Source organism: Variovorax sp. 10L421 (genome assembly GCF_056395365.1).
The window spans coordinates 145,739-168,298 of sequence record NZ_JBFTJJ010000002.1; the positions used below are offsets into that span (position 1 = coordinate 145,739).

The 22,560-nt window shown below is 66.9% G+C and carries 22 protein-coding genes; 6 read left to right on the forward strand and 16 right to left on the reverse strand.

The window, feature by feature from the left end; genetic code table 11:
• Positions 1 to 92 precede the first annotated feature (92 nt).
• From AC1DFC_RS04710 to AC1DFC_RS04720, 3 genes are all read right to left on the reverse strand, one after another.
• Positions 93 to 3,254, reverse strand: a complete 3,162-nt coding sequence (locus AC1DFC_RS04710; protein ID WP_478178726.1) for an efflux RND transporter permease subunit — start codon at positions 3,252 to 3,254, stop codon at positions 93 to 95.
• Positions 3,251 to 4,450: an efflux RND transporter periplasmic adaptor subunit gene (locus tag AC1DFC_RS04715; protein WP_007829802.1), complete on the reverse strand. Its 1,200-nt coding sequence runs from the start codon at positions 4,448 to 4,450 to the stop codon at positions 3,251 to 3,253. The genes AC1DFC_RS04710 and AC1DFC_RS04715 overlap by 4 nt, the downstream gene beginning before the upstream one ends.
• A 93-nt stretch (positions 4,451 to 4,543) precedes the next feature.
• Entirely contained in the window at positions 4,544 to 6,388 is a 1,845-nt protein-coding gene (locus tag AC1DFC_RS04720; RefSeq protein WP_007829803.1) for a potassium transporter Kup, read from the reverse strand.
• A 151-nt stretch (positions 6,389 to 6,539) separates the two neighbouring features.
• On the opposite strand from AC1DFC_RS04720, the gene hpnC reads away from it, so the two are divergent.
• From hpnC to AC1DFC_RS04740, 4 genes are read left to right on the forward strand one after another with little or no spacing between them, the layout of a single operon-like run.
• A complete protein-coding gene (hpnC, locus tag AC1DFC_RS04725; protein WP_042672855.1) occupies positions 6,540 to 7,454 on the forward strand; it encodes a squalene synthase HpnC in 915 nt (304 codons plus the stop codon).
• Positions 7,451 to 8,290, forward strand: a complete 840-nt coding sequence (hpnD, locus tag AC1DFC_RS04730) for a presqualene diphosphate synthase HpnD (RefSeq protein ID WP_478178727.1) — start codon at positions 7,451 to 7,453, stop codon at positions 8,288 to 8,290. Before hpnC ends, hpnD begins: the two co-directional genes overlap by 4 nt.
• A gap of 2 nt (positions 8,291 to 8,292) precedes the next feature.
• A complete protein-coding gene (hpnE, locus tag AC1DFC_RS04735; RefSeq protein WP_413333347.1) occupies positions 8,293 to 9,555 on the forward strand; it encodes a hydroxysqualene dehydroxylase HpnE in 1,263 nt (420 codons plus the stop codon).
• Positions 9,552 to 9,860, forward strand: coding sequence for a hypothetical protein (locus AC1DFC_RS04740; protein WP_007829811.1), 309 nt, complete (start codon positions 9,552 to 9,554; stop codon positions 9,858 to 9,860). Before hpnE ends, AC1DFC_RS04740 begins: the two co-directional genes overlap by 4 nt.
• A 6-nt stretch (positions 9,861 to 9,866) precedes the next feature.
• Here AC1DFC_RS04740 and AC1DFC_RS04745 read toward each other — a convergent pair whose 3' ends face one another.
• The gene (locus AC1DFC_RS04745) at positions 9,867 to 10,508 is read right to left on the reverse strand and encodes a LysE family translocator (protein WP_007829813.1); all 642 of its coding nucleotides are present in this window, start codon (positions 10,506 to 10,508) and stop codon (positions 9,867 to 9,869) included.
• Positions 10,509 to 10,624: 116 nt separating this feature from the next.
• Between AC1DFC_RS04745 and AC1DFC_RS04750 the strand changes: the two genes are divergently transcribed.
• Positions 10,625 to 10,930, forward strand: a complete 306-nt coding sequence (locus AC1DFC_RS04750; protein ID WP_007829816.1) for an NIPSNAP family protein — start codon at positions 10,625 to 10,627, stop codon at positions 10,928 to 10,930.
• Positions 10,931 to 10,933: 3 nt separating this feature from the next.
• Here the strand turns inward: AC1DFC_RS04750 and AC1DFC_RS04755 are convergent, their stop codons facing one another.
• A complete protein-coding gene (locus tag AC1DFC_RS04755; RefSeq protein WP_007829818.1) occupies positions 10,934 to 11,665 on the reverse strand; it encodes an HAD family hydrolase in 732 nt (243 codons plus the stop codon).
• A gap of 15 nt (positions 11,666 to 11,680) precedes the next feature.
• Here AC1DFC_RS04755 and hemH point away from each other — a divergent pair, with 15 nt between their 5' ends.
• Positions 11,681 to 12,718 (forward strand): ferrochelatase, encoded by a 1,038-nt coding sequence (gene hemH / locus AC1DFC_RS04760; protein ID WP_478178728.1) that lies wholly within the window; start codon positions 11,681 to 11,683, stop codon positions 12,716 to 12,718.
• Positions 12,719 to 12,754: 36 nt separating this feature from the next.
• On the opposite strand, the gene AC1DFC_RS04765 is transcribed toward hemH, so the two are convergent.
• The 11 genes from AC1DFC_RS04765 to AC1DFC_RS04815 all read right to left on the reverse strand — a co-directional run bounded on the left by AC1DFC_RS04765 (position 12,755) and on the right by AC1DFC_RS04815 (position 22,360).
• Complete coding sequence (locus AC1DFC_RS04765) at positions 12,755 to 13,318, reverse strand: thioredoxin family protein (protein ID WP_478178835.1); 564 nt, start codon at positions 13,316 to 13,318, stop codon at positions 12,755 to 12,757.
• A gap of 133 nt (positions 13,319 to 13,451) precedes the next feature.
• Positions 13,452 to 13,958, reverse strand: a complete 507-nt coding sequence (locus AC1DFC_RS04770) for a DUF1993 domain-containing protein (RefSeq protein WP_478178836.1) — start codon at positions 13,956 to 13,958, stop codon at positions 13,452 to 13,454.
• Positions 13,959 to 14,012: 54 nt separating this feature from the next.
• Positions 14,013 to 14,888 carry an alpha/beta fold hydrolase gene (locus AC1DFC_RS04775; protein WP_413333355.1) on the reverse strand — a complete coding sequence of 292 codons (876 nt, stop codon included), beginning with the start codon at positions 14,886 to 14,888 and terminating at the stop codon, positions 14,013 to 14,015.
• Positions 14,889 to 15,003: 115 nt separating this feature from the next.
• Positions 15,004 to 16,071 carry a branched-chain amino acid ABC transporter permease gene (locus tag AC1DFC_RS04780; RefSeq protein WP_478178729.1) on the reverse strand — a complete coding sequence of 356 codons (1,068 nt, stop codon included), beginning with the start codon at positions 16,069 to 16,071 and terminating at the stop codon, positions 15,004 to 15,006.
• Positions 16,072 to 16,085: 14 nt separating this feature from the next.
• Positions 16,086 to 17,069: a branched-chain amino acid ABC transporter permease gene (locus AC1DFC_RS04785; RefSeq protein WP_007829830.1), complete on the reverse strand. Its 984-nt coding sequence runs from the start codon at positions 17,067 to 17,069 to the stop codon at positions 16,086 to 16,088.
• Positions 17,070 to 17,214: 145 nt separating this feature from the next.
• Positions 17,215 to 17,946, reverse strand: coding sequence for an ABC transporter ATP-binding protein (locus tag AC1DFC_RS04790; RefSeq protein ID WP_007829832.1), 732 nt, complete (start codon positions 17,944 to 17,946; stop codon positions 17,215 to 17,217).
• On the reverse strand, positions 17,943 to 18,707 hold the full coding sequence (locus AC1DFC_RS04795) for an ABC transporter ATP-binding protein (protein WP_007829834.1): 765 nt from the start codon (positions 18,705 to 18,707) through the stop codon (positions 17,943 to 17,945). The genes AC1DFC_RS04790 and AC1DFC_RS04795 overlap by 4 nt, the downstream gene beginning before the upstream one ends.
• A gap of 41 nt (positions 18,708 to 18,748) precedes the next feature.
• Positions 18,749 to 20,194, reverse strand: coding sequence for an extracellular catalytic domain type 2 short-chain-length polyhydroxyalkanoate depolymerase (locus AC1DFC_RS04800; RefSeq protein ID WP_413335183.1), 1,446 nt, complete (start codon positions 20,192 to 20,194; stop codon positions 18,749 to 18,751).
• 226 nt (positions 20,195 to 20,420) lie between these two features.
• The gene (locus AC1DFC_RS04805; protein WP_478178730.1) at positions 20,421 to 21,608 is read right to left on the reverse strand and encodes a substrate-binding domain-containing protein; all 1,188 of its coding nucleotides are present in this window, start codon (positions 21,606 to 21,608) and stop codon (positions 20,421 to 20,423) included.
• A 132-nt stretch (positions 21,609 to 21,740) separates the two neighbouring features.
• Positions 21,741 to 22,028: a hypothetical protein gene (locus tag AC1DFC_RS04810; protein WP_042674251.1), complete on the reverse strand. Its 288-nt coding sequence runs from the start codon at positions 22,026 to 22,028 to the stop codon at positions 21,741 to 21,743.
• On the reverse strand, positions 22,025 to 22,360 hold the full coding sequence (locus AC1DFC_RS04815; protein ID WP_007838001.1) for a hypothetical protein: 336 nt from the start codon (positions 22,358 to 22,360) through the stop codon (positions 22,025 to 22,027). The genes AC1DFC_RS04810 and AC1DFC_RS04815 overlap by 4 nt, the downstream gene beginning before the upstream one ends.
• Positions 22,361 to 22,560: the final 200 nt, after the last annotated feature.

The window sequence follows — 22,560 nt, forward strand, 5'->3', positions numbered from 1 at the left end:
CTTTCAGGTGAATGCAAAAGCGGACGGCCTCTTCGCGCCGTGGAACCTCACGGGCCAAAGACCATCCGCTTGAAATCGGTCAGCTTTCGATTTTAGACGCTAATCGGCGCCTCTTTCGGCTCCCGCTTCACACGAAATGCCGCGGCATACATTGCGGGCAAGGCCAGCAGCGTCAGCACCGTCGCGACGATCAGRCCGCCCATGATGGCCACGGCCATCGGCCCCCAGAACACGCTGCGCGACAGCGGAATCATGGCCAGCACCGCCGCCGCGGCCGTCAGCACGATCGGCCGCAGCCGCCGCACCGCCGACTCCACGATCGCATCCCACGCCGGCACGCCCGCCGCGCGGTCAAGCTCGATCTGGTCGATCAGGATCACCGCGTTGCGCTGGATCATGCCCATCAGCGCGATCACGCCCAGCAGCGCCACGAAGCCGAAGGGCCGGTTCAGTACCAGCAGCGCGCCGGCCACGCCGGCGATGCCCATCGGGCCGGTGACGAACACCAGCAGCGAGCGGCTGAAGCTGTGCAGCTGCAGCATCAGCAGCGTGAACACCAGGAACAGCATGATCGGCACACCCGCCACGATCGAGGCCGAGCCCTTGCTGCTTTCTTCCACCGCGCCCGCCACCTCGATGCGGTAGCCGCCCTGCCCGGCCTCTACCCAGCCGGCCTCGAGTTGGCGCAGTTTCGGCAACAGTTGCGCCGTCACGGTCGCGCCCTGCAGCCCCTCGATCACGTCGCCCTGCACGGTGATGGCGTAGTCGCGGTTCTCGCGCCACATCACGCCCGGCTCCCAGGTGAACACCGGCTTGGCGATCTGCGTGAGCGGGATCGAGCGGCCCGAGGTGGTCGGGATGTAGGCGTTGCCGATGTCCGAGATGGCCTGGCGCTCGTCGGGCGCCTGGCGCAGCACGATGTCGATCAGCAGGTCGTTCTCGCGGTACTGGCCCACTGTCGTGCCGCTGAACATGGTCTTCGAGGCCTGCGCAATGGCCTGGCTCGTCACGCCGAGCGCGCGCGCCTTGGCCTGGTCGACTTCGAGGCGGATCACCTTGACCGATTCGTTCCAGTTGTCGTTCACGCCGCGCATGTTGGCGTTCTCGCGCAACACGGCCTTCACCTCGTCGGCGTGGCCGCGCAGCTGCGCCGGGTCGGTGCCGATCACGCGGAACTGCACCGGGTACGGCACCGGCGGCCCGTTGGGCAGCAGCTTGACGCGCCCGCGCACCTCCGGAAATTCCTGCGCCAGCACTTGCGGCAGCTTCAGGCGCAGCGTCTCGCGCACCTTCAGGTCCTTGGCGAGCACGATCAGCTGCGACACGTTGGTCTGCGGAAACACCTGGTCCAACGGCAGATAGAAACGCGGCACGCCCGAGCCGATCCAGGTGCTGACCGTCTTCACGCCAGCTTCCTGCATGAAACGCTTCTCGACGCGCTTGGCCACCTCTTCGTTGGCCGCGAACGAGGTGCCCTCGGGGAACCAGATGTCGACCAGGATCTCGGGCCGGCTCGAATCCGGAAAGAACTGCTGCTGCACCTTGCCCATGCCGAAGATGCCGAGCGCGAAGATCAACACCGTGGCGCCGATGGTCATCCAGCGGTGCTGCACACACCAGTTCACCGCGCGGCGAAAGGCGTTGTAGAAGGCCGTGTCGAACAGCTCGTGCGGCGGCGCCTCGGGGTCGTGCGGTTTCACCTTCAGCAAGAGCGTGCCGAGGTAGGGCACGAAGTACACAGAGACGATCCACGACAGCACCAGCGCGATCACCGTCACTGCGAAGATCGCGAAGGTGTACTCGCCCGTCACCGACTTGGCGATGCCGATCGGAAGGAAGCCCGCGGCCGTGATGAGCGTGCCCGTGAGCATCGGCTTGGCCGTCACGTCGTAGGCGAAGGTGGCGGCGCGGACCTTGTCGTAGCCCTCTTCCATCTTGCGCACCATCATCTCGACCGCAATGATCGCGTCGTCCACCAGCAGGCCGAGCGCGATGATCAGCGAGCCCAGCGATATCTTGTGCAGCCCGATGCCGAAGTAGTTCATCGCCAGGAAGGTCACGGCCAGCACCAGCGGAATGGTGATCGCCACCACCAGCCCGGGTCGCATGTCGATGTACCAGCCGAAGCGCCCGCCCTTGTGCAGGCCGAGCGAAATGATGCTCACGGCCAGCACGATGGCCACGGCCTCGATCAGCACGCCGACGAACTCGTTGACCGAGCTGGCCACCGACACCGGCTGGTCCTGCACCTGCGCCAGCTTCACGCCGGCCGGCAGGCGCTGGTCGATGGTGGCGGTGGTGGCCTTCAGCGCCTTGCCCAGTGCGATGATGTCGCCGCCCTTGGCCATCGACACGCCAAGTGCGATCACTTCCTTGCCCTGGTGGTGCACCTTGACCGCCGGCGGATCGATGTAGCCGCGATGGATGTCGGCGATGTCGCCGAGCTTGATCTGGCTGCCCGAGCTGCCGCGGATGGGCATCTCGCGCAGCTGGTCGACGCTGGTGAACTGGCCGGCCACGCGCACCTGCACCACGTCGAGCGGCGACTGGATCGAGCCCGCGCTCTCGATCGCGTTCTGCGAGCCGAGCTGCGCCAGCACTGCGTTGAAATCGAGCCCCAGCTGCGCCAGGCGCTTCTGCGAGATCTCGATGTAGACCTTCTCGTCCTGCACGCCGAACTGGTCGACCTTGGCCACGTCCTTCACGCGCAGAAGCTGCTGGCGCACGTCATCGGCCAACGTCTTGAGCTCGGCGTAGCTGAAGCCTTCGCTCTCCAGCGCGTAGATCACGCCATAGACATCGCCGAAGTCGTCATTGAAGAACGGCCCCTGCACGCCGGCGGGCAAGGTGGCGCGCATGTCGCCGATCTTCTTGCGCACCGTGTACCAGACGTTGGCCACTTCGGTGGACTTCGACGAGTCCTTGATGTTGAAGATGATCTGCGACTCGCCGGGCTTCGAGTAGCTGCGGATCTTGTCGGCGTACGGCGCTTCCTGCAGCGTGCGTTCGAGCTTGTCGGTGACCTGCTCGGCCACCTGCTGCGCGGTGGCGCCGGGCCAGTAGGTGCGCACCACCATCGCACGGAAGGTGAACGGCGGGTCCTCGTCCTGGCCGAGCTGGAAGTACGCGAAGGCACCCAGCACCATCAGCACCACCATCAGGTAGCGCGTGAGGGGCGCGTGGTCCAGCGCCCACTTGGAGAGATTGAAGCCGGCGGGCTTCTCAGCGGGGGGAGTTGCTGCGCCGCCGCTCATTTGGCGGCACCCGCTGCGATCTCCTTGTTCGTCGCAGCGACAGCCGCCACGGGCTGTGCCGAGTCCTTCGCACCGGCATTGGCGGCGGCCGCGGCCGCCTCCTTGGACTGGTAGATGGTGACCTTCTGCCCCGGCGACAGCACGTGCACGCCCGCAGCCACGACCATCATGCCGGGGGCGATGCCACTGGCGATCACCGCCTCGTTGCCGTCAGCCGTGGCGACCTGCACAGTCTGCGAACGCACCGTCATGGTCGGCTTGTCGAGCACCCACACGGCAGAGCCCTTGCCCTCCTGGCGCAGTGCGCTGGTCGGCAGCTTCATCACCGCGGTGGTGCCATGCGCGAGCGCCTGCGGACGCGCATAGACCGTGGCGCCGAGCGGCGGCGAGGCGGCCGCATCGATGGCGACCTTGACCGAGTAGGTGCGCGTGACCGCGTCGGCGCTGGCCGCTACTTCGCGCACCTCGCCCTGCAGCTCGCTGCCGCCGGACCAGCCGCGCACCGTGACGGGTGACCCCGCCTTGATCAGCGTGGCGCGGTCTTCGGGCACCGCGAACACCACGTCGCGCGCGCCGTCCTGTGCGATGCGCACGACCGGCGTGCCGGCCTGCACCACCTGGCCCGGCTCGGCCTCGATGGCCGTGATGATGCCGGCCACGTCCGCCACCAGCGTCGTGTAGTTGGCCTGGTTGCCCTGCGAGGCGAGCTGCGCCTGAGCCTGTTCGAGCTGGGCCTGCGCGGCCTTCCAGGTGGTTTCGCGGCGCTCGAGCTCGGCGCCGCTGATGAAGTTCTGCTGGCGCAATTCGGTGTAGCGCTTCAGGTCGGCGGCAGCCAGGTCGCGGTTGGTCAGCGCGGCGGCCTGCTGGGCTCGAGCGGCCTCAGCGGCGAGCTTGTAGTCCTGCGGGTCGAGCTGGGCCAGCACCTGGCCGGCCTGCACATGCTGGCCGAGTTCAGCCTGGCGCCTGGTGATCTTGCCCGCCACGCGGAAGCCCAGGCGCGATTCGACGCGCGCCCGAACCTCGGCCGAGAACTCGGGCTGGGCATCGAATTCGCTCGTGCCCACGGTCACGAACTTGACCGCGCGCACGGGATCCTCGGCGGCGGGTTTCGGCGAGCAGCCGGCCAGAAAAATGGCGGGAAGCAGCAGCCATGCGGCACTGCGGACACGGGACGAGAGGACGGCGGAGGCGGTCATGAGACACCCTGGAAAGGACGAACCGGATCATTAATGACCCACTGGTTAGTAATCTAGGGTAAACGTGAAGCACTGTCAATGACCCGCCGGTCACTAGGTTCGTTGGCCCATCTCCACGAGGCGGTTGTCGGGCAGTTCGAAATAGTCCGAAGCGCGCCCCGCGTTGCGCTGCAGCCAGCCGAACAGGGCACGCCGGATCGGGTTCATGCCAGGCAGGGTTTCCTCGCCGATCGAGGCGCGCGAAACGAAGTAGGAGGTCTTCATCGAATCGATCGCCAGCGTCTTCTGGTAGGCCAGGATGCGGATGAATTCCGGCACGTCGGGCCGCTCCATGAAACCGTGACGCGCCGTGACCATCCAGATGCCGTCCATCAGTTGCTCTGCCTCGATGCGAATGCGCGCGTCGACGCGCGGTGTGTCGCAAGGCAGCACGCGCAGCACGATCACCTGCTCGTGCAGCACCTGGTTGTGCTTGAGGTTGTGCAGCAGCGCGTGCGGCACCGCGGTGGCGTCGGGGTTCAAGAACACCGCGGTGCCGCTCACCCGGTGCGGCATGTGCAGCGCCAGCGACTCGACGAAGGCGCGCAGCGGCAGGCTCTCGGCCGCGGCCGCCTCCAGCCCCAGGCGACGGCCCTTGGCCCAGGTGGTGAACACCACCATCACCACCGCGGCCACCGCCAAGGTGAGCCAGCCGCCCTCGGCGACCTTCAGGCTGTTGGCAACCACGAAGGTCAGGTCGATCACCGCGAAGGCTGCCACGCCGACCACCACCGCCACCTTGTTCCAGCGCCACAGCCCCCAGGCCACGATGCCGGCCAGCAGCGTGGTCGTGACCATCGTGATCGACACCGCGATACCGTACGCCGCCGACAGCGCGCTCGAGCTGCGGAAGCCCACCACCAGCAGCAGCACGCCCACCATCAGCAGCCAGTTCACGGCTGGCACGTAGATCTGCCCGATGGCCGCGCCCGAAGTCTGGATCACCCGCATGCGCGGCAGGTAGCCCATGCGCATCGCGTGTGCCGTGAGCGAGAAGGCGCCAGAAATCACCGCCTGCGAGGCGATCACCGTGGCCATCGCGGCCAGCACCACCATCGGCAGCACGCCCCACGAGGGAAAGAGCCGGAAGAAGGGGTTGTCGATGGCGCCGGGGTTGGCCAGCACCAGCGCGCCCTGCCCGAAGTAGTTCAGCACCAGCCCCGGCAGCGCGATGAACAGCCATGCCAGCCGGATCGGCCGCGCACCGAAGTGCCCCATGTCCGCATACAGCGCCTCGCCGCCCGTGAAGGCCAGGAACACCGCGCCCAGCACCGCCAGCGACTGCGCCCGGTGCTCGACAAGAAAGCCCACGGCCCGCCGAGGATCGAGCGCCGCCAGAACCTGCGGCTGCTGCAGCACCTGCCACAGGCCGGCCGCTGCCAGCACCAGGAACCACAGCAGCATGATCGGCCCGAACACCTTGCCGACCACGCCCGTGCCCTTCTTCTGTACCGCGAACAGCGCGATCAGGATCATGATCGTGATCGGAATCACCGCGCGCTGCAGCACCGGCGCCTGCACCTCCAGCCCTTCCACCGCCGAGAGCACCGAGATGGCCGGCGTGATCAGGCTGTCGCCGTAGAACATGGCCGCGCCCACCAGGCCCAGCATGCCGATCACGTTCCACACCCAGGGCCTGGTCTTCGGTCCGCCCACGGCGCTGCGTGCCAGGGCCTGCAACGCCAGGATGCCGCCCTCRCCGTCGTGATCGGCGCGCAGCACGAACACCACGTACTTCAGCGTCACCACGAACATCAACCCCCAGAAGATCAGCGAGAGCAGCCCCAGCACCGAATCGGGCGAGAACGGGATGCCGTGCTCGGGGTTCATCGTTTCCTTGAAGGCATACAGCGGCGAGGTGCCGATGTCGCCGAACACGACGCCCAGGGCCGCGATCATGAGCACCGGGCCTTTCGGGTGCGCCGCCTCGCCGTACGCGGAAACCTGGGGCCCGGAAGCCGGAGCGGATGCTTTCATGAAGCGGGGAATTCAAAGTGGCGACGCTGCGAGCATAGTGCCGGAGCGTGGCGTCGTCGCTGACAATCGTGGCGTGTCCGCCACTCCCCACCTTGCCGCGCCGTCCGCGCACTACGAGAACTTTCCGGTCGCCTCGTGGCTGTGTCCGCCGCACCTGCGCCCGCCGATCGCCGCCATCTACCACTTCGCGCGCACCGCCGACGACATCGCCGACGAAGGCAATGCCTCGCCCGGCGAACGCCTGGCCGATCTGAATGCCTACCGCGAGGAACTCGCCGCCGCCGCCCGGGGCGAGGTGCTGCCCGCATCACGCTGGCCACAGGTGTTCGAGCCGCTGGCCCACAGCATCGCCCGGTACGACCTGCCCGAAGACCTGCTCGCTGACCTGCTGAGCGCCTTCATGCAGGACATCGAGAAGACCCGCGACCGCGGTACGTACGCCGACCGCGCCGAGCTGCTCGACTACTGCCGCCGCTCCGCCAACCCGATCGGCCGCCTGCTGCTGCATCTCTACGGCGTGCACGACGCGCAGGCGCTCGCGCAGAGCGACGCCATCTGCAGCGCGTTGCAGCTCATCAATTTCTGGCAGGACCCGAGCGTCGACCTGCCGCGCGACCGCTTCTACTTTCCGCTGGCCGACTGCGAGCGGCGCAGCCTGACACGCGAGAACTTCAAGGTTTTTGCACCGCTCGCGAGCGGCCCGCCTCCGCAGGAGGCCATCAACCTGATGGCCATCGTGTCGCACTGGGCGCGCGAACTCATGCACCAGGGCGCCCCCCTCGTGCACCGCCTGCCGGGCCGCGCCGGCTGGGAGCTGCGCCTCGTGGTGCAGGGCGGCCTGCGCATCCTCGACAAGATCGAGGCCCTGGGCTTCGACACCTTCTCGCAGCGCCCCACCATCGGCAAATTCGATGCGCCCGTGCTGCTCTGGAAGGCCATGCGGATGCGGAGACAATTGCGGCCCATGAAAGCAGCGCCTCCCCGATGAATCCCGAGCAATACGTACAAGACAAGGCCGCCGCCTCGGGCAGCAGTTTCTATTACGCCTTCCTGTTCCTTTCCAAGCCGCGCCGCGCCGCGATCACGGCCTTCTATGCGTTCTGCCGCGAGGTCGACGACGTGGTCGACGAGGTCTCCGACCCCGGCGTGGCCGCCACCAAGCTCGCCTGGTGGCGCACCGAGGTCGCCCAGTCGTTCGCAGGCACGCCGCGCCATCCGGTGACGCAGGCACTGATGCCGCATGCCGTGGCCTACGGCATCGAGGCACGCCAGCTCAACGAAGTGATCGACGGCTGCCAGATGGACCTGGAGCAGACCCGGTATCTCGACTTTCCCGGCCTTGCGCGCTACTGCCACCTGGTGGCCGGCGTGGTCGGCGAAGTCGCGGCGCGCATCTTTGGCCAGACCGATCCGCAGACCACCGCCTACGCCCACAAGCTCGGCCTGGCGCTGCAGCTCACCAACATCCTGCGCGACGTGGGCGAGGACGCCCTGCGCGGACGCATCTACCTGCCGGTGAACGAGTTGCAGAAGTTCGACGTGAAGGCGCACGAGATCCTCAACCGCGTGCACTCCGATCGCTTCGTCGCGCTGATGAAGTTCCAGTCCGAGCGCGCCCACGCGGCGTACGACGAAGCGCTCGCACTGCTTCCGCTGGCCGATCGCCGCGCGCAGAAGCCCGGGCTGATGATGGCCAGCATCTACCGCACCTTGCTGCGCGAGATCGAGCGCGACAACTTCCAGGTGCTGAACCAGCGCGTGAGCCTGACGCCGGTGCGCAAGTTCTGGCTGGCGTGGAAGGTCCAGGCTTTGGGACGCATCTGAGCTTGAAGAAGAAAACCGCCGTCATCGGCGCCGGCTGGGCCGGCCTCGCCTGCGCGGTGGAAGCCACGCGGCTCGGCCATGCCGTCACGCTGTTCGAGGCGGCGCACATGCCGGGCGGCCGGGCGCGGCGGGTCGACAACATGCACGGGCTGGCGCTGGACAACGGCCAGCACATCCTGATCGGTGCGTACACCGCCACGCTGCAGCTGATGCGCGATGTGGGCGTGGATGTCGAAGGCGCGCTGCTGCGCATGCCTCTCTCGCTGCGCTTCGCCGATGGCGGCGGGCTCAAGCTGCCGCGGCTGCCCGCGCCGCTCGACCTGCTGGCCGGCATCTTCACGGCGCGCGGCTGGACATGGCGCGACAAGTCTTCGTTGCTGCGCACCGCGATCCGGTGGCGGTTTGCAGGCTTTCGCTGCGCCAGCAGTACCACGGTCGCCGACTTGTGCGCAGGCCTCACGCCGCGCGTGATGCAGGAATTGATCGAGCCGCTGTGCGTTTCCGCATTGAACACGCCCGTCGCGCAATCGAGCGGGGAAGTGTTCCTGCGCGTGCTGAACGACGCCTTGTTCAGCGGCAGCGGCGGCGCCGACCTGCTGCTGCCATGCGCCGACCTCGGCGCCCTGATGCCCGATGCCGCCATCCAATGGCTCATGAAGCACGGCGCAGCGGTGCGCATCGGCGCCCGTGTGCGTGCCATCGCGCCGGAAGCCGGACCGTGGCGCGTCGACGACGAGCTCTTCGACAAGGTCGTGCTGGCTTGCGCGCCATGGGATGCTGCGCGGCTGGTCCGCGCATCCGGACTGCCGGCCGAGCGCTGGTGCGGAACCACCGAAGCCCTGCGCTTCGAGGCCATCGCCACGGTCTACGTACGCGGCGCGACGCCGCTCGCCGAACCAATGCTCGCGCTGCGCAGCGATCCGGCCAGCGCACCGGCCCAATTCGCGTTCGACCGGGGCCAGCTCAGCGGCCTGCCCGGAGTGCTTGCCATGGTCGTAAGTGCCAACGAAACGCCGCGCGAGGCGCTGGAAGAACAGGTGATCGCGCAAGCGGTTGCGCAGTTGGGCCAGACGAAGCTGCAGCTCGTGCAGACCGTGGTCGAGAAGCGCGCCACATTCGCCTGCACCCCGGGGCTGTCGCGGCCGCCGATGGACATCGCCCCCGGCCTGCGAGCCTGCGGCGACTACATCGAAGGTCCCTACCCTGCCACGCTGGAGGGCGCGGTGCTCAGCGGGCTGGCAGCGGCGAAGGCATTGAACGCATGACGACCGAACTGCGCTATCTCGATTTCGACTACAGCGAAGACACCGAAGGCCACGGCACCTTCGACGCGATGGCGTCGACCACGCCGGACAAGACACCCGAGGTGCGAGCTGAAATCGCGCAGGTGCTCGATTGGGCCGAAGCCACGTTTCCCCATGCGCGCGGCGCCCTCGATGAAGGCGCGACCTGGGACTACGACCTGCAGCAGACGCACGAGGACAACCCGCGCTTCGACACCCTCACCCTCTCGCTGAGTGGCACTGCCGATTTCTGCGCCGCGCTGCGCGAGCAGTTCGCGCTGGGCTGAAAAAGATCAGGCCGCCTTGTTGCGCAAGCGCAGCAGGCTCAGCCCCAGCAGCACGAACGCCCCGCCCGACACCTTGTTGAAAACCCGCGTGCGGCGCGGGTCCGACAGCTGCTTGCGCAGCAGGCGCGCCAGCAGCACATAGAACGCATGCGACAGCACCGAGGCCGTCGCGAAGGTGGTCGTCAGCACCGCGAACTGCATGGCGAGCGGCGCATCCTGCGTCAGGAACTGCGGAAACAGCGCCGAGAAGAAAAGAATGCCCTTCGGGTTCGTGAGCGCCACCGTCAGGCCGTGCCCGAACAGCCGCCAACTGGAGCGCGGCGAACCCTCGGCCGACGTGCCCTGCAGGTCGGCGAACACGCTGCCCTGGCTGCGCCACTGCTTGATGCCCAGATAGATCAGGTAAGCGGCGCCGGCCACCTTCAGCACCATGAACGCATTGGCCGAGGTGGAGAGCACCACGCCCAGCCCGGCCATTGCCGCGGCGGAGACCATGAACAGCCCCATGGCGTTGCCGAGCGAACTGATCATCGCGCGGCGCGGACCCACGCTCATCGAATTCGAGACGGCGAGCAGCACGGCCGGACCCGGCGTGAACGCAACGAGCAGTGTCACGCCGCAGAAGAGGAGCCAGTTGGAGAAATGCATGTGGGTTTTTCCTGGCCGGAGCGCAGCCGCAAGACGTCGTGGCGCAAACTATAGTCAGGCCCATGAATCGCTGCAGACGCGGCGGCAATACCCCCTTCACAGCCGGAACAACATCCATGGTCACCTGCTACCTGCGCTACATCGTCGACCCCTACAAGCTCAAGGAGTTCGAGCACTACGGCAGGCTTTGGATTCCGCTGGTCGAGAAGTTCGGCGGCCAGCACCACGGCTACTTCCTGCCCTCCGAGGGCGCGAACGACCTGGCCCTGGCGATGTTCAGTTTCCCGAGCCTGGCCGCGTACGAAAAGTACCGCGCCGACTCGATGCAGGACCCCGAATGCCAGGCCGCGTTCAAGTACGCGCAGGACACGCGCTGCTTTCTCAGCTACGAGCGCAGCTTCTTCCGACCGGTCTTCAAATAGCGCTCAGCCGCCCAGCGCCATGCACAGCGCGTGCAGGTTGGGCACGATCAGCTGCGGCCGCGCGCCGTGCACCCAGGGCCGCTCGTCGCGCACCAGCCAGGCCGCCTGCATGCCGGCATTGAGCGCGCCCACCACGTCGAGCTCGGCGTCGTCGCCGACGTGCAGCACGTCTTTCGGCAACAGGCCGACCGAAGCCGCGGCGGCGCGGAAGATCGGCGCGTGCGGCTTGCCGCTGCCGAAGGCGCGTGCATTGAAGGCGGTGCGAAACCAGCGGCCGACGCCGGTCTTGTGGATGTCTGCATTGCCATTCGAGACCGCGACCAGCGGATAGCGCTCGCTGAGCCACTTCAGCGCGGGCAGCGCGTCGTCGTACAGCGTCACGCGCTGGCGCTCCGCGAAGAAGGCGTCGAAGGCCGGGTCGGCCAGCGCCGGGTCTTCGCCAGCCCGCGTGAGCGCGGTGCGGATCGACTCACGGCGCAATGCGCTCAGGTCATGCGCGAGGTCGGAGCGCTCCTTGGCTGTGGCTTCGCGCAGCTCGCGCAGGATGCCGGGCGTCATCAGCAGCGAAGCCGTCTTCGGCGCCTCCCGCAGCAGCCATGCATGCAGCACGGCCTCGGCGCGTTCAATGGTCGGCCAGATCGGCCACAGGGTGTCGTCGAGGTCGAGAGAGATCGCCGAGATGCGCTTGAGATCGAGGGGCGCGGCGCCCGCAGGCACCGGGGAAGCGGAAGTCATGCCCGAGAATATCGCATGCCTTCGACCCACGAGAACGCCTCCTCAAGTACCCCGCGCACCGCTGTGCTCTGGTGTAACCTGGGTTCGCCCGACGCGCCCACCGCAGCCGCCGTTCGGCCCTATCTCGCCGACTTCCTGGGCGACCCGCGCGTGGTCGAAATCCCGAGGGCGATCTGGGCACTGATCCTGCACGGCATCATCCTGCGCACACGCCCGGCGAAGTCGGCCGCCAAGTACGCGAGCATCTGGACGCCCGAGGGTTCCCCCTTGAAAGTGTTCACGCAGAAGCAGGCCACGCTGCTGGCCGGCTGGCTCGGCGAGCGCGGCCACCGCGTGACGGTGCGCGACGCGATGCGCTATGCCAACCCGTCCATCGCTTCCCGCCTCGACGCGCTGCAGGCCGAAGGCGCCACGCGCGTGCTGGTGCTGCAGGCCTACCCGCAATACTCGGCCACCACCACGGCCAGCGTGATCGACGCGGTGAACGACTGGAGCCGCAGGCAGCGCCGCCTGCCGGAGTTCCGCTTCGTCAACGACTACCACGACGACCCGGCCTACATCGAAGCGCTGGCGCAAGGCATCGAGAAGCACTGGAAGGCCGAAGGCCGCGGCGAAGTGCTGCTGATGAGCTTCCACGGCATTCCCGCGCGCAACATCGCGCTGGGCGATCCGTACCAGTCGCAGTGCCTCGAGACCGCTCACCTGCTCGCGGCGCGGCTAGGCCTCACGGCCGCCCAGCACCGCGTCACCTTCCAGTCGCGCTTCGGCCGTGCCAAGTGGCTCGAGCCCTACACCGAGCCCACGCTGCGCGAACTCGGTGCCTCCGGCATCAAGCGGGTCGACGTGGTGTGCCCGGGGTTCCCAGCCGACTGCCTGGAGACGCTCGAAGAAATCGCCATGGAAGGCCGCGAGGCTTTCATGCACGCGGGCGGCCAGGCCTTCAGCTACATCCCCTGCCTCAACGACAGCCCGGCATGGATCACCGCGCTCGCGGACATCGCCGAACGCAACCTGGCGGGCTGGCCCACGCAACGGACATCCGTCATGACATGAAGCGCATCGTCTCGTCGCCGGAATGACCGGGCGCGCTCAACCCGCCGGCCTGCGCGCCAGCAACACCTCGATGGCGGCCTCCATCTCGGCGTACTCCCCTTCGCCGAAGTGCTGCCGCATCACCTGCCCCTTGCTGTCGACCAGATAGAACGCTGGCCAGTACTGGTTGTTGTAGGCCCTCCAGGTGGTGAAGCTGTTGTCCTGCGCCACCGGGTAGCGGATGTTGAAGCGCTCGATCGCGTCCTGCACGTTGCGCGTCGATTTTTCATACGCGAACTCGGGCGAATGCACGCCCACCACCACGAAGCCCTGGTCCTTGTACTTCTCGTACCAGCGCACCACGTGCGGCAGCGTGCGGATGCAGTTGATGCAGGAGTAGGTCCAGAAATCGACAAGCACCACCTTGCCGGCCAGCCCCTGCAACGTGAGCGGTTCCGAGTTGAGCCACTTGTCGATGCCCGCGAACTCGGGCGCCGTGCCGTAGTCTCGCAGGCCCGGCGACGCGGCCAGTGCACTGCGCGCCGGCCACCCGCCGCCTGCTGCCGTGACAAGCGCCGAGGCCCCCACGGCGAACCCCGAGAACGCCCTTCTGGACACCATGCTCTTCATGATCGCAACCTTGTTCGTGTCAGACCGACAGCGGTCAGGCGCGATTGTTTGCGGCGCACGCGCTGCGTGCGCATGTGTCACGGCAATTTGAAGTTTGTCCCGGCGCCGTGAAGGCGCCCGGTCTTCAGAACTTGCCCAGATAGTCCATCTTGCCGATCGGCATGCCCTTGTGGCGCAGCACGTCGTAGGCCGTGGTCACGTGGAAGAAGAAGTTGGGCAGCGCGAACTGCAGCAGGTAGCGCTGCGCGGTGAAATGCGCCTCGCCCTCGCGGGCCTTGATGGTCACGGGCCGCTCTTCCTGGCCGTCGATCAGCGCCCGGTCCACGCCCGCGAGGAAGTCTTGCGTCTTCGCGATGCGCGCCACCAGGTCGTCCCAGGTCCTTTCCTCATCGGGAAAGCTCGGCGCGGTGATGCCCGCGATACGGGCCACGCCCAGCTTCGACGCGTCGCTCGCGCGCTGGATCTGGCCGGCCAGCGTGAGCATGTCGGGCGCGAGGCGCGCCTCGACCAGCGTGGCCGGATCGATGCCGTTGGCCTTGGCATGCGCCAGGCTCTTGTCGAGAAAATGGGTGAGTTGTCCGAGTCCGCGGATGAAGACGGGCACGGACAGGTCGTACATCGAGAGCGCCATGGTGTTCGAGGCCTTGTGGTTGGAATCGGCGGCGATTGTCACGCCGCCCGAGCCTCAGGATCCGGCCGCGCGAATAAACCCTTCGATCAGCTCCAGTTGTTCCGGCACGTTGAGCGCGGGCGCGTGGCCGCACCCCTGGATTTCGACCACCTCCAGCAACCCGGCGGCGCCCGGCCCTCGCTGCTGCATCTGCTGCGTCACCGCTGGCAGCACGAGGTCCGACTCCGCACCGCGCAGGCACAGCACCGGCACCTCGATGGTGTCGTAGTGCGGCCAGATCAGGTAGTCGTTGTCGTGCGCGCTGAACTGGCGGACCATGGCCGGGTCGTAGTGCGGCGTGACGCGGCCGTCGGCCAGCCGGCGCGTGGAGCTTTCGGTCAGGCGCCTCCACTGCGCATCGCTGAGCCAGCCATAGGGCTTGTAGACCGTGCGGAAGAAGGCCTCCAGCTCGGCCACCGTATCGAACGACGGCGGCTCGCCCGCATAGGCGCGGATGCGCTCGATGGCCGGCTGCGCCAGCTCGGGCGCGTTGTCGTTGAGCACCAGGCTCGCGATGCGCGCCTTCATGCGCGGCTCGAACAGGCCTGACGCGCAGACCGTGCCGATGGCGCCGCCCATCGAGGTGCCGACCCAATGCACACGCCCGAGCTGCAGTTCGTCGCACAGCGCATTGGCGATGCGCGCATAGAACGAGAGTTTGTATTCCTCGTCGGGCAGCGGGCTCCACTGACTCAGGCCGCGGCCGATGGTGTCGGGACAGATCACGCGGAAGCCGCGCGAGGCGAAGTGCTGCGCCAGCTCGTCCATGTCGCGGCAGGTGCGCGCCAGGCCGTGCCATGCGATGACCACCGGCGCCTCCGGCGCGCCCCAGTCGAGCCAGTGGATTTCGCGGCCCGCGAGCTGGGCGTAGCGGGAAAGTGGCAAGTTCATTTCTGTGATTCCCTTTCAGGCGTGCCGCGGAACCGGCTTTGCCGGGCCGCTGGCACGGCCCCCTGCAAGGGGGTGGGAGTAGCGACACGAAGTGCGCGAAGCCTGGGGGTGAGCTTCATTTGACCGCCCTCGCACGCAGTTTTCCGACGATGCCGGTGGGAAAGTAATAGACGGACAGCACGAAAAGCACGCCCAGCCACAGAAGCCAGCGGTCGGGCGACAGCAGCGCGGCCAGCCAGGGCAAGCCACTCGCCGCCTCGCTGCCCATGCGCAGCAGGTCCTGCAGGTAGCTCTGCGCCACCACGAACAGCACCGCGCCAATGGCCGCGCCGTAGATGGTGCCCATGCCGCCGATCACCACGATCAGCAGCACATCGATCATGATCTCGAAGCTCAGCGAGGTGTCGGGCCCGTTGTAGCGCAGCCAGACCGCGAGCATCGCCCCGGCCAGCGTGGCGAACAGCGCCGACAGCACGGCAGCCGTGGTGCGGTACACCACCACGCGGTACCCGATGGCCTCCGCGCGGAACTCGTTCTCGCGGATAGCCTGCAGCACGCGGCCGAAGGGCGAGTTCACGATGCGCAGCAGCGCCAGCACCAGCACCACCGCCGCCACGAACAGCAGGTAGTAGCACAGCAGCCGGCCGTCGAGCGAGACGCCGAGGAAAGGCTCTTCCGCGAACTCGAAGCTCGGCGAGATCAGTTCGGGCAGCTTGAAGGTCAGGCCGTCCTCGCCGCCGGTGAAGTCGGAAAGCTGCGAAGCCAGCGTCTGGAAGGCCGAGGCCACGGCCAGCGTGATCATCGCGAAGAAGATCGCGCGCACCCGCAGCGAGAACAGGCCGATGGCGAACGAGAGCAGCAGCGAGATCGCGAGCGAGGCGCCCAGCCCCACCAGCACCCCACCCCAGTTAGGCCCGAGCCGCGTCGCCGAGATCGCGATGCCGTACGCCCCGATGCCGAAGAACATCGTGTGCGCGAAGCTCACGATGCCGGTGTAGCCCAGCAGCAGATCGAAGCTCGCAACCAGCACCACGAACACCAGGATCTTGGCCGCGACACTGAGCGCCTTCACGCCCGGGAAGATGAACGGCGCGAACGCCAGCGCGATGAACAGGGCCACGAGCAGCAGCGCCAGCAGGCGGCTGCGGGGCATGTCGTTGGAGAGAAGTCGTTTCAGGAACATGAGCGTCTTCTTCCTCAGCGGTTCGCGACGGGATACACGCCCTGCGGACGCCACAGCAGCACCGCGACCATCAGGAAGATGCTCGCGAACTGCGTGAGCGTGGGCAGCAGGAAGCCGATGTAGTTGGTCATGAGCCCCACCAGCAGCGCACCGATCAGCGCCCCGCCGGTCGAACCCAGCCCGCCGATGATGATCACGATGAAGATCAGCACGTTGACCTGCGCGCCCATCTGCGGCACGAGGTTCTGCTGGAACAGGCCCCACATCACACCGCCCAGTCCGGCCAGCGCACTGCCCACCACGAACACGCCGACGAAGAGGCGCCCGATGCGGTAGCCGAGCGACTCGACCATCTCGCGGTCCTGCACGCCGGCGCGGATCAGCAGGCCGATCTTGGTGCGGCCCAGCGTCCATGCGAGCAGGCCGAACACGACCACGCCCACGGCCACCGCGAGCAGCCGGTATTTGCTGATGGCCGCGTCGCCGACCAGCAACGAGCCGCGCAGCGCGTCGGGCAAGGGCAGCGGCACCTGCCCCGGCCCCCAGATCACCTTGATGAGCTCTTCGCCGATGATCATGCCGCCCATGGTGATGAGGATCTGTTTCAGGTGCTGGCCGTACACGGGCCGCACGATGAAGCGCTCGAAGGCAAGGCCCACGGCACCGGCCACCGCCATCGCGACCAGCATCGCGGGGAACACGGCCACGAGGTTTCGCCACAGCTCGCCCGAGCCGGTCCAGTCGCCCATCAGGCCGAGCACGCTGCTGGCCACGAAGGCGCCGAGCGCAATGAACACACCGTGGCCGAAGTTCAGCACATCCATCAGGCCGAACACGAGCGTGAGGCCCGAGGCGATGATGAAGATGATCATGCCCATCGCCAAACCCGCGACCGTGAGCGTGAGCCAGGTGGAGAAGGAACCGGTGAGGGGCAGCGCGGCCAACGCGAGCACCGGCGCGAGCAGCAGCGGTTTCCAGTCGAAGTCGATCTTCGTCATGCGCGCGCTCCCTCGTGCTCCTTCCCCCCCTGGGGGAAGGCTGGGATGGGGGCTGGCGGCGCTTGCAAGGCCGCGCTGCATCGAAGGCCGCGAGCCCCCACCCCAACCCTCCCCCAAAGGGGGAGGGAGAAATACATCGAATACTTCATAGAGCCAGTCCAAGCAGCGATTGCTGCAGTTGCGCGTCCTCGGAGAACGCCGCCATCGAGCCGCTGTGCACCACGCGGCCGTTGTCCATCACCGCGACGGTGTCGCCCAGTCGCTGGGCGAAGTTGATGTTCTGCTCCACCAGCAGGATGGTCACGCCGCTGCGCTTCAGCTCGTCGAAGGCATCGATCATGTTGTTGATCATCACGGGCGCAAGGCCCTTGCTGGGCTCGTCGATGATGAGCAGCTCGCGCGGCTCCACGATGGCGCGCGACACGGCCAGCATCTGTTTCTGCCCACCCGAGAGCTTGCCCGCCGGGTGGTTCCAGAACTTCTCGACCGCGGGGAAGAGCTTGAAGATCCACTTCAGGCGCGTGTCGTCGATCTGCTGCGCGTTCTTGGCGCCGCGCGCGGCCAGCAGCATGTTTTCCTTCACCGTGAGGTCGGAGAAGATGCCCATGTTCTCGGGCACGTAGGCAATGCCCAGGCCGGCGATCTGCGGCGTGTGTTGTGCGGTGATCTCCTTGTCCCCGAAGCGCACCCTGCCCTGCGACGCGTGCCACAGGCCCATGATGGTCCGCAGCGTGGTCGTCTTGCCCGCGCCGTTGCGGCCCAGCAGCATCGTGAGCTGGCCCTTCGGCACGGCAAGATCGACGCCGTGCAGGATGTGGTACGCCCCGATGTGCGTGTGCACGCCCTCGAGGCTCAGAAGAAGATTCTCGGCGCTCATGCAGCCTCCTTCGCGATGCCCAGGTACGCCTCCTGCACCACCGGCGAGGCGATCACCTCCGCCGGTTCGCCGTCGGCCACCAGCGTGCCGTTGTGCAGCACGATGATGCGGTCGGCAAGCTCGCGCACCACGTCCATCTTGTGTTCGACCAGCAGGATGGTCTTGCTCTTGTCCTGCTTGAGCTTGCGGATCAGGTCGAGAATGACGGGCGCCTCGGCCGCGTTCATGCCGGCCGTGGGCTCGTCGAACATGAAGACCTTCGGCTCCAGCGCCATCAGCAACGCCACTTCGAGCTTGCGCTGGTCGCCGTGCGGCAGGCTCGCCACGGTCGCGTGCTCGCGCGATTTCAGCGCCACGTCTCCAAGGATCTGGTCCGCGCGCTCGGTCAGCGCCTTGTGGTCGCTCCAGATGCTCCACAGGTTGAGCCCGCGCCGGTGCGCGCCCTCGCGCGTGGCCTGCACCGCGAGGCGCACGTTCTCCAGCACCGTGAGGTTCGGGAACAGGTTGGTGAGCTGAAAGGCCCGCCCCAGCCCCGCGTGCGTGCGCGCCGACGGCGACAGGCCCGACAGCGAGTGCCCGTCGAGCGAGACCGTGCCGGCGCTCGCCTTGAGCTGGCCCGAGATAAGGTTGAAGTAAGTGGTCTTGCCCGCCCCGTTGGGGCCGACGATGGCCGTCAGCGTGCCCGGCGCGAAGGCGCAGCTCACACCGTTGACGGCCACGTGCCCACCGAAGCGGATGGTCAGGTCCCGGGTCTCAAGCATCGTTGGTCATTGCGAATTAAAAAGAGAAATGAAGACGGACCTCAACAGGTGCCAATCACGTAGTAGTTGGGGCCGGTCTGCTTCAGCGTGGTGGTGACGTAGATGTTCCACAAGCCCATCGACTGCCCCGAGCCGTAGGCATAGGTAAGGCCCCACAGTGCATAGGCTCGCCCGGCCACGGTGTGCGTGTAGTTGCTCGCGGTGTAGCACGTTTCGCCGCCGCCGGAGCCCGCGGTGGTGGCGCCCGTGGCTGCGGCCGACATGGCGCCTTCGACGTTGCTCGCGTCCAGCGCGGCCACCGTCCAGCTGTACGTGGTCGATGCGGCCAGGCCGGTGTCGGTGTAGCTGGTGGCGGCGACGGGAGAGGCGTTGACCTTGCTGCCGCCGCGGTACACGTTGTAGCCGCTGGCGCCCGTGACGCCAGCCCAGCCGATCACCATGCTGCTGCTGGTCGCGCCCGAGGTGCCCACGCCGGTAGGCGCGGGCAGGCCGCTGCCGCCCGCCGAGCCGGTGACGCGGTCGATCATGGCCTTCATCGCCGCCATCTGCGGTCCGGATTTCTTGGAATAGTTGACGCTGTCGTAGCCCCACCAGTCCCAGCAGCTGTTGGTGGCGGCCGTGCTCGTCTGCGGGTAGATCAGCACGATGTTGTTGGTGTCGGCCCAGCGGTTGTAGCCGGTCTTGCGCACGTACTGGTCGCCCACGTCGGTGTAGTTCTGCTTGCAGCCGTGCAACACCAGGTGCACGCGGCACGAGGTGGTGGTGCAGGCCTGCGGCACGTAGATCCAGCCGGTGGTGGCCATCCCGTGGCCGGTGATGAACTCCGACTGGTTGAACTCGGTGAAGGTGCCGCCCAGCGTGCCGTTGTTGCGTGGGTTCAGCGGCCCGTAGAGCTGCGTGAGGATCTCGCCCGCGAGGTCGAAGCCGCAGTTGTTGATGTAGGGTGCAGCGGTGGTGCTGCAGGCGCCGCCGTAGTCGTCGGTGACCATCGCGTGGCCCGCGCCGATGTTGTTCTTGTAGACCGTGTTGGCGGTGGGCACGAAGCTCTGGTAGTAGGTCTTCAGGTCGTCCATGACCGCCTGCTTGACGGTGTTGTCCGATGTGCCCGAGAACAGGTACACCTTGGAGCCGCTGAGGTTCGACACCGGGTCGATCGCGCCGCTGGCGGCCCAGCTATTGGTGGTGCTCACGAGCGACGACACCGGGATGCTGGTGCTGTGCGTCATGCAGCGCCCGGTGGCGTTGGTCACCGAGCCTTCGGCGCAATAGAACGGCCCGCCCGCCACCACGCCGGCGCCGCGCTTGAAGGTGGCCGAATAGGCCACATGCAGTTGCACCGACATGAAGCCGCCCGCCGACAGGCCGGACACGCTCACCTCCGCCGGGTTGGCGCCGAGCGCCGGCAGCGGCACAGCCGCCGTGGCGGCATGCGCCGCCACCGCCATTGCCGCGGCCGCGGCGAATCCCTTCCAGTTCATCGATCGCATCGCTGTCTCCTTGTGTTGTGGGTATCGAACGCTTGCTTGCTGACGAATCGGCCGTGGATCAGGCTGGCTGCGCAGACGCAGGCTGGCGCTTCGCCCGGCGGCCATCCGGGGCGAAATGGAGAACACTCAAGGAACACCGCGGAACCGGCTTGCCGGGCCGCTGGTGTTGCCCCCGGTAGGGGGTAGGCGCAGCGACACGAAGTGCGCGCAGCCTGGGCGCGAGCCCTTACCTTTTGTTCTTGATCGGGATGTCCATCTCTTCAGGCTTGATCTCGTGCACCAGCTCCGGCACACCCCAGGCAAACGCCGGGTCGACCTTGATCTTGAAGTGGTACATCGACTGCATCGCCTGGTGGTCTTCCTTGCGGAAGGTCATCTTGCCCTTAGGCGTGTCGAAGCTCATGCCTTCCATGGTGCTGATGAGCTTGTTGGTGTTGGTGTCGCCGTTGGTCTTCTTCAGCGCCGTGACCACCGCCATCGCGGCCGAGAAGCCGCCGGCCGTGAAGAAGTCCGGCGGCGTCTTGAACTGCTTGTAGTGCGCCGACACCATCGCCTCGTTCACCGGGTTCTTCGGGATGCCGAAGTAGTAGTACGCCGCGCCTTCCATGCCCGGCAGCGCCTTGTAGGCCGCCATCGCGGGCAGGATGTTGCCGCCGGTGGCGATCTCGATGCCGTAGCGCTTCAGGTCGAGGTCGACGATCTTGAACGGGTTGCCCGCGCCGGCCCAGACGATCCAGATGACCTTGCGGCCCGGCTGGTCCTTGAGCTTGTCGATCAGGCGCTGCGCGCCGGCCGTGAAGTCGGTGGTGGTGGGCGGCAGGTACTCCTCATGGACCAGCTTGGCCTTCTTGAGCGCTGCGCCGAAGGCCTTCACGCCGTCGCGGCCGAAGGCGTTGTCCTGCGCCAGCGTGGCGACGGTGACGCCCGGCTTGTCGACGGCCACCGCGTTGGAGATCGCATCCTGGCTCGAATTACGGCCGGTGCGGAAGATGTACTTGTTCCACTTGTCGCCGGTGATCGAGTCGGCCACCGCAGGCTCGACCAGCAGGATCTTCTTGTATTCCTCGGCCACGGGCAGCATCGCGAGCGCCACGCCCGACGAGGTCGGGCCGACGGCCAGCGCGGCCTTGTCGTCGGAATAGGCGGCCGCCAGCAGCGACTTGCCGAGATCGGGCTTGCCCTGGTCGTCCTTCTCGATGACCACGAGCTTCTTGCCGTTGACCATCATCGTGCCGCCGGTGGCGTAGTCCAGGCCCATCATGAAGCCGGTCTGGGTCTGCTTGCCGTAGGCCTCCAGTGCGCCCGTCTTGCTGTAGATGTGGGCGATGCGGATTTCGTTGGACTGGGCCCAGGCGGGTGCGGCGGCTGCGCAGGTGGCGAGTGCGGCCAGGGCGACGAGGTGGCGACGGTTCATTCTTTGTCTCCTGATAATGGTGACTGAATATTGCACAGTTCGTGCCATTCTCTAAGCCATTGATAACAAACGCTTCTTTATTCGAGAAGAGCGCCATTCGACTGAATTCAGAACACTGGCGATGTCTTTTTTTCAGACATCTGTCTTTTTATTGTTCAGGGTTTTCGCGGAGGCTTGGCGCTGCGCGATCCATTGCTTGAACTGACGCTCGGCCTGCATGCGGAATTCGTTGCGCGCGTGATTGCAGGCTGCGTGCGCGAGCCGCCGGTGCTTTGACGAACGGATGCCGCCGAAGGTCGAGTCGACGAGATGCTCGATGGTGGCGGCCTCTGGCCGGCCCGCGGGCTCCTCGAAATCCATAGGCAGCCCGCACCAATGGCAGTTGGGCCCGAAGGTGGAGCGCAGTGCCTTGATGCTCACAGGTTCGCGTACTCCAGGATCTCCTGGCCCATCAGCGTGCAGTCGTTACCCGACACGAAGTAGATGAGCCGCATGCGGTACTCGCCCTTGTAGATGCTGCCCCAGACTTCGAGCACCTTGAACTGCTGCTTCTTGTTGGCAGGGTTGCGGATCGGCGGCAGCTCTTTCACGTCGGGGCTGATGCGGATGCGGTCGTCCTCGCCGAAGTGGAAGGTCAGCAGCTTCTTGGCACGGGCGACGGCCTCGCCGGAACACTGGGGCGCGGCATTTGCCAAACTGGCAGCGGCGCAGAGGGCAAGGCAGGCAGCGGAGCGGGCAAGGGCCTTCTTCATCGGATGTGGCGTCGGAGTTGTGGGCTGGAGCGGGAGTATCGCTCTGACACCGGGCTCAATGCTCCGGTCACGGGGACTCCACCCAATAGAGCTGCTTGTGGCCCGGAGCCTCGTAGACCTGCTGGTCGTAGTCGGCAACCCTTCGGCTCTCATATTCGTGCATCAGGACTTGCCAATGGACGTGTCGCGCTCGATGTCCG